Below are 11,079 nucleotides of genomic sequence, written 5' to 3' on the forward strand. Positions count from 1 at the left end.
GCCTGCGTGACCCGATCAGAGTTTGTGCATCCAGCGGCGCAGGTCATGGGCAAACTTCTCCTTGTGCCACAGATGCGGCGAGTGGTCTGACTGCGGATAGACATGGAGTTCCGGAAAAGGCAGCCGGGACTCTATCCACTCGGCCACTTCGTGCGTGTAGAACTGGCTACTGTCCCCGTAGACCATCAATACCGGGCAGTTGATGCGCGGCAACAGGTCGCGGTAGTCCTGCTGCGTCAACGATTCCCAGCAGTGACGCAGCGCCGTGCCGTTCAGGCCGTTCAGGTATTCGCGCATCTGCTGAAAGCCCCGGCTGTTCTGCACATAATTCTGGTGGCTGCGGGCATTCAGGCCATTGGCGGCCAGTTCCAGCACGCCTTCGGCAAAGTCTTCATCCAGCCGTTCAAGGAAAGCCTGATTGCGGTCATGATCGAAGTCGCCGTAAATGCCCAGTGACCATTCACCGTCTGTCAACAGCCTGGGTGACTGGTCAACAATGCAGATACCCGCCAGGCGTCTCAGTCCATGGTTGCGGATATATTCCCAACTGATCAGCGCGCCCATTGAGTGCCCCACCAGGACGGCGTCGTGGATGCCGTGGTGGTCCATCAGCCGTTCAAGGTCGTCGGCCATTTGACTGATCTGCATCTGCTGCGGCAGGGGAGGCGGGTGCTGCCCGTGGCCTCGGGCATCCCAGCAGAATGTGTGATGGCAATCGCTGAGTTCGTTGGCGAACGGCAGCCATTCACGGGCGCCGGAGGTCCAGCCGTGGAGAAAGAAAACGGCCTGGCCACGCCCGAGGCTGACAAAACGGATGGGGTGTCGATCGGTACCGAGCAGAGTTTCCATACAGCTCACCTGACGAGTAAAGATACAAAAACGGGGCCTTCAGGCCCCGTAATGTGCATTAGATACGCTTGGCCTGGTCGGCGGCGTTGCCGATGTACAGCGCCGGCGTCAGTGCCTTGAGTTCAGCCTTGGCCGCTTCCGGCATGTCCAGAGAGTCGATGAAGTTCTGGATGGTCTCCTGATTCATCTCCTTGCCGCGGGTCAGATCCTTCAGCTTTTCGTACGGCTTCTCGATGCCGTAACGACGCATGACGGTCTGGATCGGCTCGGCCAGGACTTCCCAGGCGTTGTTCAGATCTTCCGCCAGACGCGCAGCATTGATCTCCAGCTTGCCGATGCCTTTCAGGCTGGCCTGGTAGGCGATCAGGCTGTGGCCGAAGCCGACACCCAGGTTACGCAGCACGGTAGAGTCGGTCAGGTCGCGCTGCCAGCGGGAGATCGGCAGTTTGGCGGCCAGATGCTGCATGATGGCGTTGGCAATACCCAGGTTGCCTTCGGAGTTTTCGAAGTCGATCGGGTTGACCTTGTGCGGCATGGTGGAGGAGCCTACTTCGCCGGCAACAGTCTTCTGCTTGAAGAAGCCCAAGGAGATGTAGCCCCACACATCACGATCGAAGTCGATCAGGATGGTGTTGAAACGGCATACGACATCAAACAGTTCTGCGATGTAGTCGTGCGGCTCGATCTGGGTGGTGTACGGGTTCCAGGTCAGGCCCAGGCTTTCAACGAAAGACTTGGCGTTGGCTTCCCAGTCGATATCGGCATAGGCGGACAGGTGAGCGTTGTAGTTGCCTACGGCACCGTTGATCTTGCCCAGGTACTCGATTTGATCCAGCTGCTTGAGCTGACGCTGCAGACGGTAGGCAACGTTGGCCATCTCCTTGCCCATGGTGCTGGGGGAGGCGGTCTGGCCGTGGGTGCGGCACAGCATCGGCTGGTCAGCGTGCTCACGACCCAGTGCGGCGATGGCATCGGTGACCTGCTGCATCTGGCTGCGCGTTACTTCAACACCGTGGCGCAGCATCAGCGCGTGAGACAGGTTGTTGATGTCTTCAGAGGTGCAGGCGAAGTGAACGAATTCGTTGACCGCCATCAGCTCGGCGTTATCGGCGATCTGCTCCTTGATGAAGTACTCAACCGCCTTCACGTCGTGGTTGGTGGTACGTTCGATCTCCTTGATCCGCTCGGCGTGCTCGACACTGAAGTTGTCGACCAGGTTGTCCAGCAGTGCGTTGGCTTCTGCGCTCAGGGCCGGTACTTCCTGGATCTGCGGGTGGGAAGCCAGCTGCTGCAGCCAGCGGACCTCGACCTGTACGCGGAAACGGATCAAACCGAATTCACTGAATACAGCGCGCAGATCAGCAGTTTTGCTGCCGTAGCGGCCATCAACCGGGGATACGGCGGTAAGGGCGGAAAGCTCCATGTTACACAGTCTCACTTGTCAGCTTGTGTCATTAAAGGGGCGATTATACGGAAAATGGCCGCTACTGGGTATGCCGTTGGCGAGGTTTGCGGCGCCTTGGACACCTGCCGGGGAAAAAGCTGCTACGCTCAAATGCGAGAGACTGCCGGACGGGTGCAGGGTGCCCGTCTATCCGGATAGACCAATAAGAACAGTCTGGTCGCGCCGACCGCCGCATAGAAGGAGTCGGTGAACGGTCAGGCCCGAAGGAGTTCTCGCCATGAGTCACAAGAACAAAGACGCGGTGGGGCAGGGCCCCGATACCCGTGGTATTCATGAATTGTATGCAGAAGATCCGGCTGAAGCCGACCGCAAACTCTGGGGGCGGCAGGTGGATCCGGCGTCCCGGCGCGGTTTTCTGAAACGCTCCAGCCTGCTGGCGATGGCCTCGGCGCTGGGTGCCAGTGCCATCCCCTTTGGAGATAAGATGCCCGGTGGGTTGATTCCGGCGGCGCTGGCCAATACCACCGAGCCTTTTGCACTGGCAGGCAAGGATGGTCTACGTGTCTTGAACGATCGTCCCATCAATGCGGAAACACCGGCCCACCTGCTGGATGACCGTGTTACACCCAATAATCGTATGTTTGTGCGCAACAACGGCTTGCCGCCGGAGATGAATGCCATTGATACGGCGACCTGGACGCTGGAAATTGCGGGCGAATCCTGCGAGAACCCCATGACATTCACTCTGGCGGAATTGAAGGAACGATTCAAGCATCACACCTATCAGCTGCAGGTGGAGTGTGGCGGCAATGGCCGCTCCGAGTTTGTCCCTTCGGCCAGTGGCAACCAGTGGACACTGGGAGCGGTTGCCTGCCCGCGGTTTACCGGCGTGCGCGTGCGTGATGTGCTTGAAGCCTGTGGTGTCAAATCGGATGCTGTGTATATCGGCTATTACGGTGCCGATCAGCACCTGAGCCGGGATCCGTCCAAGGAGGCCATTTCACGCGGTGTACCCATTGAAAAGGCGATGGAAGACGAATCGCTGATTGCCTGGGCGATGAATGATGAAGACATTCCCCTGCTGAACGGCCACCCATTGCGACTGGTCTGTGGTGGCTGGCCAGGTTCGGTATCCGGTAAATGGCTTAAGAAAATCGTCATTCGCAACCAGGTACATGACGGTGCCAAGATGTCACCGCCTTCCTATGCGGTACCCAAATATCCGGTCGCCCCCGGCACGGAGGTGCCCAAGGCGGATATGAAAATCATCGGTTCCATGCCGGTGAAATCACTGGTTACCTTTCCCAAATCGGGCCTGACCCATGCGCTGGATGTGCCCCTGGCTATCCGTGGCCACGCCTGGGCCGGTGATCTGGCGGTCAGTGAAGTTCACGTCTCGATCGACTTTGGTGCCACCTGGCAGAAGGCCACGCTGGAAGCGCCTGCAAATCGGCTGGCCTGGCAGCATTGGTCTGCCGAACTGCGCTTTCCGGAAAAGGGATACTACGAAGTATGGGCGCGCGCGGTGGATACCGAAGGGCATTCGCAACCCATGGTTGTGCCGGGCTGGAACCCGAGAGGCTATCTCAACAATGCTTGCCACCGCATTGCGGTTCAGGTGGCATAAGGAGGGCGTATGAAAATCCTGCCCGTGGCCAGCCTGGCGCTGGCCCTGTTGATGCCACTGCCGGCAGCGGCTGAAAAAGATCCTGCTACGGGGCTTGTACTGGCCGATGGCTGGGAAGCAGTACGCAACAACTGCACCGCCTGTCATTCTGCCGGGCTGGTGACCCAAAACAGCGGCTCACGCAACTACTGGCTCAACCTGATCCGCTGGATGCAGGCGACACAAAACCTGTGGCAGTTTGACCCGGCAACCGAGAAAACCATTCTGGATTATCTGTCGACGCACTATGGCGTGAAGGAGGGCGCGCGGCGTGAAGCACTCCCGCGCGACCTGATGCCCGTTAATCCGTACAAGGCTGACAGTAACTCATGACGATATAATCTGCGGGCCATCAGGCCCGCATGATGCGTCGCAGTGAAGGCTTGAGGCGCGAGCGGAAAAACAGCATGTGCCAGCGCTTGCCGCCGACCTGACGCCACAACAGCGTGGCACGGATGCCGGCCAGCAGTAGCGCGCGAATGCGTGCAGCGTTTTCGGTGTTCTGCAGATGTCGCGGATCCCCTCCGACCTGAATGCGGAAGCTGAACTGGCTGATGGTTTCCTGGTACAGGTTATCCAGCGCCGCGATGACATTGCGATGTGTATACGCCACCGGCGCCAACGGTACGCTGGAAGCAGCATCCTGGTCGTTGAAGTAGCGTGCCTTATCGGCAATCGCATCAATGCCCTTGCCCAGCTTTGACATGACGTCAGGATGCTTGTCGAGTTGGCGTTCCAGCATGATCATGCCCAGTACATACTGGATGATCTGCTTGTTCTGCCCACTTTCCTTTTTTTCCACCATGTCCTGCAGGTGACGCAGGCCAAGACTCAAGCCATAGGGCACTTCCTTGACGCCGCCGAAGACATCCTCGGTTAGCTTCGGGTTAGTGGCAAACAGGCTGGCAATACAGGTTTCATAGTTGTTCTGCGGCACCATGCCGCGTTGCGCAACCTGATCCACCAGGCTTGCAGCCTGAAACATGCCGGCCAGGGCTATGGTCTGTTCATCGTGTTGGCGTGACATCAGGCCTCCTTGGCTGAAGCGGCTACCGAGTGACGGGAAGTGGATTCAATGACGCCCCCCCCCAGGCAAAGGTCATCGCGGTACAGTACCACGGACTGGCCTGGCGTCACCGCACGCTGAGGCGTGTCAAAGATGACGCGATAGCCGCCCTCGGGTGCGGCCTCAAGGGTGCAATCCTGGTCCGATTGGCGGTAACGTACCTTGGCCTTGCAGCGCAGCGGCAGAGCAGGGGCTTCGCCGCTGATCCAGAAGATATCGCCGGCATGCAACCAGTCCGCATACAACAGCGGGTGCTGGCCTTGCACGGCAATCAACACATTACGGTCCAGGTCCTTGGCCGCGGCAAACCAGGGCTCTTCCGGATAGTCCTTGAGGCCACCGATGCCAAGCCCCTGACGCTGGCCAATGGTGTAGTACATCAGGCCCTGGTGGTCGCCGATCACGTCGCCATCGGGTGTTTCAATCTTGCCGGGCTGAGCCGGCAGGTACTGCTTCAAAAAGTCGCTGAAACGGCGCTCGCCAATGAAGCAGATGCCGGTGCTGTCTTTCTTGTCATGCGTGACCAGACCGTGCTCTTCCGCCAGTCGGCGCACTTCCGGCTTTTCCAATTCTCCCACCGGGAACAGGGTCAGCTTCAGCTCCTCTTCGCCCACCTGATGCAGGAAGTAGCTCTGGTCCTTGTTGGCGTCCAGTCCCTTGAGCAAAACGGTATGTCCGTCACGCTCGCCGCGGCGCACGTAATGCCCGGTGGCAATCATGTCCGCACCCAGCATGCGGGCGTATTCCAGAAATGCCTTGAACTTGATTTCCCGGTTGCACAGGATATCGGGGTTTGGCGTGCGGCCTGCCTTGTATTCTTCCAGGAAGTGCTCGAATACGTTATCCCAGTATTCAGCGGCAAAGTTGGCACTGTGCAGGTGAATGCCAAGCTTGTCGCAGACTGCCTGGGCATCGGCCATGTCTTCCTTGGCGGTACAGTATTCAGTGCCGTCATCCTCGTCCCAGTTCTTCATGAACAACCCTTCCACCTGATACCCCTGTTGCAGCAGGATCAGAGCGGATACGGAGGAGTCCACGCCGCCGGACATGCCGACGATCACTTTGGTCTGGGCGTTGGTTGCAGGTGCAGTCATGTTCAAGCGGTTTCCTGAATAAATTCGAGCGGATAGCGCATGCCGCTCAGGTAGTCATCGATACAGCGGGTTACCAGTTCACTGCGCAGGTCGTTACGGCGCGCCTCCAGTTCTTCCCGCGTGAGCCACAGCGGTCCGATGATGCCGTCATCGAGTACCGCGCCATCCACCGGTGCAAGCGGGCGTGCAATGAAGCAGAAACGGTGGTAAGTCACGCCGTTGGAGGGCGCGCGATAGGTGTACAGCCCCAGCAGCGCCTCGGGCTCAACGTGCCAGCCGGTTTCTTCCAGTGTTTCCCGGCAGGCAGCCGCCACAAAACTTTCACCCTCTTCGAGGTGTCCAGCCGGCTGATTGATCACGGCGCGTCCGCCGGCCATCTCCTCCACCAGCAGGAAGCGCCCGTCCTGCTCAATAATACAGGCAACCGTTGCGTGGGGTGTCCAGCGCATCACATCTCCATCATACTCTGTTGTACTGGATCCAATGATAACAGTTTGCCGTGATGTTTGTCGGGTATCCCCTTGGCGAGGACAGGTGTAATGAATGATTTAATACGGGTGCAGGTCGAGGATTTCAACCCCGGGCAGTATCAGGAATGGCTGCGCGAGGGCGGCGTCGAGGCTGGCGCCATTGTCACCTTTACCGGTCTGGTCCGCGATCAGCTTCAGGGAGCGCTGGAAGGGCTCTATTTGGAGCATTATCCGGGCATGACAGAACGGGCGCTGGCGGATATTGTCCGGCAGGCACGGCGGCGCTGGCCGCTGGGCCGTGTACTGGTATGCCATCGCATCGGGTGGCTGCAGCCCGGAGATAATATCGTCTTCGTCGGCGTTGCCAGCGCGCATCGAGCCGAAGCCTTCGAGGCCGCAGCTTTTCTGATGGACTACCTCAAACGTGACGCGCCTTTCTGGAAAAAGGAACGCATCCGTGGTGACGAGCAGTGGGTTGAGCAGAAGGACACCGACCTGCAGGCTGCAAAGCGCTGGTTAACCGATTGAAGAGTTAGCGCGCACGTGCCGGTCGCCTGGTCGTGTTGGCATGGCCTCGCTTGATGGGCTTGGTCGGACGTTGCCGCGGCAGGTTGACGCTTTCTTGCCGCCATTCACCGGGTGCCAGTGTATCCAGTGACCAGGGGCCAATCGACCAGCGAATCAGGCGCAAGGTGGGGAAGCCAACGTCTGCCGTCATGCGCCGTACCTGGCGGTTACGGCCTTCGGTAATAGTCAGTTTCAGCCAGCTGGTGGGCTGTTCCTTGCGGTAACGCACCGGGGGCGTGCGCGGCCACAGCCATTCCGGCTCATCAATGCGCTTGGCTTTGGCAGGGCGCGTAGGACCGTCCTTCAAGGTTATACCATTGCGCAACCGCTCCAGTGCTGCATCTGAAATCAGGCCATCAACCTGCGCATAGTAGGTTTTGGGCATTTTGAAGGCGGGATTGGCCAGCTGGTGTTGAAGCTGCCCATCGCCCGTCAGAATGAGCAGGCCCTCGGAGTCATAGTCCAACCGCCCCGCAGCATAGACTCCGGGGACCTTGATGTAATCGGCGAGTGTCGCGCGCGCACCCTGGTCGGTAAACTGGGTCAGTACCCTGAAGGGCTTGTTGAAGAGCAGGATGGTCGACATGTATAACGCTGATTACTCCGCGGGCTGAATATTGATGGCGTGCAGCCCCTTGGGGCCTTCCTGAGTTTCGAATTTAACGGCTTGGCCGGCCTTGAGGCTTTTATAACCGTCCATGGCAATGGCCGAAAAATGGGCAAACAGTTCTTCGTCATGCGCTTCGGACAAAATGAATCCGTACCCTTTTGCATTGTTGAACCATTTAACTGTCCCTATCTGCATCACTACTTCCTCCTGCGACATTCGGAGCCTTGCTCCTTCGGTCATGTCCCGCACACGGCTGTGTATCGGGGTTCCTTTTAAAAAAGCTAGAGTCAGGGACTGCAGGCGGGCAACCGTGGAAGTCAGCCACGAACGGCGTAGACTTATGGGCAGGCTGCCTTTAACCTCTCCTTGTATGAGGCCGAGTATAGCATTTGCAGTCCATGACACTAGATGGCGCAGGGCTTTTCCGGCGGGATTTAGACTAATATCGAAGGTAGAGATGTTGCTGCAAAAGGTGCAAGAGTTCAGATTGATGGGAGCCGACCATAATGCTGATGAAGACCATCCGGGAGAGGGCGGTCTGGCAACAGCTGAAGCCAAACCGGCACTCAAGCGGCCGCCGATGTATCGCGTCGTGTTAATGAATGATGACTACACGCCGATGGATTTTGTGGTTGAAGTGCTGATGATTTTTTTCAGTATGGATCAGGAAAAAGCGACACAGGTGATGCTTGCGGTCCATACTCAGGGTAAGGGCGTATGCGGTGTATACACCCGTGACGTTGCCGAAACCAAGGCAGCTCAGGTGAATCAGTACGCCCGGGAAAACAAACACCCTCTGCTGTGTGAAGTGGAAACGGTCTGACGGAGGCGAATGCCATGCTGAACCGAGAGCTTGAAGATACCCTGAGCGTTGCATTCCGGTCTGCCCGGGACAAGCGACATGAATTCATGACGGTCGAGCACCTGCTGCTGGCATTGCTCGATAACCGCCAGGCAGCGGAGGTGTTGAATGCCTGTGGTGTTGATTTGGACCGGCTGCGTCAGCAGCTGACCCAGTTCATCGAAGAAACTACTCCCCTGTTGCCGGACAACATTCCCAACATGGAAACTCAGCCGACACTGGGCTTTCAGCGCGTGCTACAGCGGGCCGTCTTCCACGTCCAGTCATCCGGCAAGACCGAAGTCAGTGGTGCCAACGTGCTGGTGGCCATTTTCAGCGAACAGGAAAGCCATGCCGTATTTGTGTTGCAGCAGCAGGGCATCGAGCGTGTTGACGTCGTCAATTACATCTCGCACGGTATTTCCCGTATCAATGAAAGCGAGTCAGACGACCCGGAAGCTGCCGTTGAGGGCGAGGAAAGCAGCGAGAAGGGCAAAAGTCCGCTGGCGCAGTATGCCGTTAACCTGAATCAGCAGGCGGCACAGGGGCGGATCGATCCGCTGGTGGGCCGCGACGCTGAAGTCGAACGCGTGGTGCAGATTTTGTCCCGTCGCCGCAAGAACAACCCCTTGCTGGTCGGTGAGGCGGGCGTGGGCAAGACGGCCATTGCCGAAGGTCTGGCCAAGCTGATAATCGAGGACAAGGTGCCTGATATCATTGCGGAAAGCGTGGTGTATGCCTTGGACCTGGGGGCCTTGCTGGCCGGCACCAAGTACCGTGGCGACTTCGAAAAGCGCTTGAAAGCGCTGCTGAACGAGATTCGCCAGCAGTCCAAGGCCATTCTGTTCATCGATGAGATTCATACCATCATCGGTGCCGGTGCGGCGTCCGGAGGCTCCATGGATGCGTCCAACCTGCTCAAACCATTGCTCAGCTCCGGCGAGATTCGCTGCATTGGTTCGACAACGTTCCAGGAGTTCCGTGGCATTTTCGAGAAGGATCGTGCCCTGGCGCGCCGATTCCAGAAAATTGATGTTCTGGAGCCCAGTGTCGAAGATACTTACCACATCCTGCGAGGACTCAAATCGCGCTTTGAAGAACATCATGATCTGGAATACACCGACGCGGCCCTGCGTGCGGCCTCCGAACTGGCGGATCGTTACATCAACGACAAGCACATGCCGGACAAGGCCATCGATGTGATCGATGAAGCCGGGGCCTACCAGCGCTTGATGCCGGAAGAGCAACGCAAGCGCGTGATTGACGTGGTAGACGTTGAAAGCGTGGTCGCCAAGATTGCGCGCATTCCGCCGAAAAGCGTGTCGACTTCCGACAAGGATCAGCTGCGCAAGCTGGAGAACAACCTCAAAATGGTGGTTTTGGGGCAGGATGAGGCAATCGATTCTCTGGCCTCGGCCATCAAGCTGTCGCGCGCTGGCCTGAAAGAGCCCAACAAGCCTGTAGGCAGCTTCCTGTTCGCCGGTCCCACCGGGGTCGGTAAGACCGAAGTGACTCAGCAGCTGGCCCGTATTCTGGGAATCGAGCTGGTGCGTTTCGATATGTCCGAGTACATGGAGCGGCACACCGTGTCACGCCTGATCGGCGCACCTCCGGGCTATGTCGGTTTTGATCAAGGTGGTTTGTTGACAGAGGCGATTACCAAGTCACCGCACTGTGTACTATTGCTGGATGAGATCGAGAAGGCGCATCCGGAAGTCTTTAACCTGCTCTTGCAGGTCATGGATAACGGTACCCTGACCGACAATAACGGCCGCAAGGCGGATTTCCGCAACGTGATTCTGGTCATGACCACCAACGCCGGTGCCGAGGCCCAGAGCCGTCCGTCGATCGGCTTTACGCGTCAGGATCACAGCTCCGACGCAATGGAGGCGCTCAAGCGCCTGTTCACGCCGGAATTCCGTAACCGTCTGGATGCCGTGATTCAGTTCAAGGCGCTGACGCTGGATATCGTCAAGGGTGTGGTCGACAAGTTCCTCACCGAACTACAGGCGCAGCTGGACGAGAAACATGTGGTTCTGCATGTTGATGAAAGCGCACGCGCCTGGCTGGCCGAGCATGGTTACGACGTCAAGATGGGCGCGCGCCCTATGCAGCGTCTGATTCAGGAAAAACTGAAGAAACCGCTGGCTGAAATGATTCTGTTCGGGGAGCTGGCAGAGTCGGGTGGCGACGTGGATATAAGTGTGGGTGAAGACGGGGAGATCAGCGTGGAGGTCGCAGCGGTGGCAGCCTAACGGCTGCCATCCACCGGAACCGCGCCTGGTAAATTAACGGGCGCGGTAGACGATGCGACCTTTGCTCAGGTCGTACGGAGTCAGCTCAACCTTAACCTTGTCGCCGGTCAGGATGCGGATGTAATTTTTACGCATCTTGCCGGAAATGTGAGCCGTTACAACATGACCGTTCTCGAGCTCTACTCGGAACATGGTGTTGGGCAGGGTATCAACAACAACCCCTTCCATTTCAAATGAATCTTCTTTAGCCATTCAC

General features: G+C 58.0%; 13 protein-coding genes. 5 read left to right on the forward strand and 8 right to left on the reverse strand.

Annotation, left to right across the window (positions count from 1 at the left end):
• Positions 1-15: 15 nt before the first annotated feature.
• Together KTN04_RS00215 and purB are read right to left on the reverse strand one after the other, a co-directional pair.
• Positions 16-849, reverse strand: a complete 834-nt coding sequence (locus tag KTN04_RS00215; RefSeq protein ID WP_217333196.1) for an alpha/beta fold hydrolase — start codon at positions 847-849, stop codon at positions 16-18.
• 58 nt (positions 850-907) lie between these two features.
• Positions 908-2,272 (reverse strand): adenylosuccinate lyase, encoded by a 1,365-nt coding sequence (gene purB / locus KTN04_RS00220; RefSeq protein WP_217333197.1) that lies wholly within the window; start codon positions 2,270-2,272, stop codon positions 908-910.
• 259 nt (positions 2,273-2,531) lie between these two features.
• Here purB and KTN04_RS00225 point away from each other — a divergent pair, with 259 nt between their 5' ends.
• Together KTN04_RS00225 and KTN04_RS00230 are read left to right on the forward strand one after the other, a co-directional pair.
• A complete protein-coding gene (locus KTN04_RS00225; protein WP_217333198.1) occupies positions 2,532-3,881 on the forward strand; it encodes a sulfite oxidase in 1,350 nt (449 codons plus the stop codon).
• Positions 3,882-3,890: 9 nt separating this feature from the next.
• Positions 3,891-4,253 carry a hypothetical protein gene (locus KTN04_RS00230; RefSeq protein WP_217333199.1) on the forward strand — a complete coding sequence of 121 codons (363 nt, stop codon included), beginning with the start codon at positions 3,891-3,893 and terminating at the stop codon, positions 4,251-4,253.
• Between the two features lie 19 nt (positions 4,254-4,272).
• On the opposite strand, the gene hflD is transcribed toward KTN04_RS00230, so the two are convergent.
• The 3 genes from hflD to KTN04_RS00245 are packed head-to-tail and all read right to left on the reverse strand — an operon-like array spanning position 4,273 to position 6,529.
• Positions 4,273-4,947, reverse strand: a complete 675-nt coding sequence (hflD, locus tag KTN04_RS00235; RefSeq protein WP_217333200.1) for a high frequency lysogenization protein HflD — start codon at positions 4,945-4,947, stop codon at positions 4,273-4,275.
• Positions 4,947-6,080 carry a tRNA 2-thiouridine(34) synthase MnmA gene (mnmA, locus tag KTN04_RS00240; RefSeq protein WP_217333201.1) on the reverse strand — a complete coding sequence of 378 codons (1,134 nt, stop codon included), beginning with the start codon at positions 6,078-6,080 and terminating at the stop codon, positions 4,947-4,949. The genes hflD and mnmA overlap by 1 nt, the downstream gene beginning before the upstream one ends.
• Positions 6,081-6,082: 2 nt before the next feature.
• Positions 6,083-6,529 carry an NUDIX hydrolase gene (locus KTN04_RS00245; RefSeq protein WP_217333202.1) on the reverse strand — a complete coding sequence of 149 codons (447 nt, stop codon included), beginning with the start codon at positions 6,527-6,529 and terminating at the stop codon, positions 6,083-6,085.
• Between the two features lie 90 nt (positions 6,530-6,619).
• Here KTN04_RS00245 and moaE point away from each other — a divergent pair, with 90 nt between their 5' ends.
• Entirely contained in the window at positions 6,620-7,078 is a 459-nt protein-coding gene (gene moaE / locus KTN04_RS00250) for a molybdopterin synthase catalytic subunit MoaE (protein ID WP_217333203.1), read from the forward strand.
• Between the two features lie 4 nt (positions 7,079-7,082).
• On the opposite strand, the gene KTN04_RS00255 is transcribed toward moaE, so the two are convergent.
• Together KTN04_RS00255 and cspD are read right to left on the reverse strand one after the other, a co-directional pair.
• Positions 7,083-7,703 (reverse strand): pseudouridine synthase, encoded by a 621-nt coding sequence (locus KTN04_RS00255; protein WP_217333204.1) that lies wholly within the window; start codon positions 7,701-7,703, stop codon positions 7,083-7,085.
• A gap of 12 nt (positions 7,704-7,715) precedes the next feature.
• The gene (gene cspD, locus KTN04_RS00260) at positions 7,716-7,922 is read right to left on the reverse strand and encodes a cold shock domain-containing protein CspD (RefSeq protein ID WP_217333205.1); all 207 of its coding nucleotides are present in this window, start codon (positions 7,920-7,922) and stop codon (positions 7,716-7,718) included.
• Between the two features lie 295 nt (positions 7,923-8,217).
• Between cspD and clpS the strand changes: the two genes are divergently transcribed.
• Positions 8,218-8,550, forward strand: a complete 333-nt coding sequence (clpS, locus tag KTN04_RS00265; protein WP_217333206.1) for an ATP-dependent Clp protease adapter ClpS — start codon at positions 8,218-8,220, stop codon at positions 8,548-8,550.
• A gap of 14 nt (positions 8,551-8,564) precedes the next feature.
• Positions 8,565-10,823, forward strand: coding sequence for an ATP-dependent Clp protease ATP-binding subunit ClpA (gene clpA / locus KTN04_RS00270; RefSeq protein ID WP_217333207.1), 2,259 nt, complete (start codon positions 8,565-8,567; stop codon positions 10,821-10,823).
• 33 nt (positions 10,824-10,856) lie between these two features.
• Here clpA and infA read toward each other — a convergent pair whose 3' ends face one another.
• A complete protein-coding gene (gene infA, locus KTN04_RS00275) occupies positions 10,857-11,075 on the reverse strand; it encodes a translation initiation factor IF-1 (protein ID WP_217333208.1) in 219 nt (72 codons plus the stop codon).
• Positions 11,076-11,079 lie beyond the last annotated feature (4 nt).

It is taken from the genome of Marinobacterium weihaiense (assembly GCF_019061305.1).
GTDB lineage: Bacteria > Pseudomonadota > Gammaproteobacteria > Pseudomonadales > Balneatricaceae > Marinobacterium > Marinobacterium weihaiense.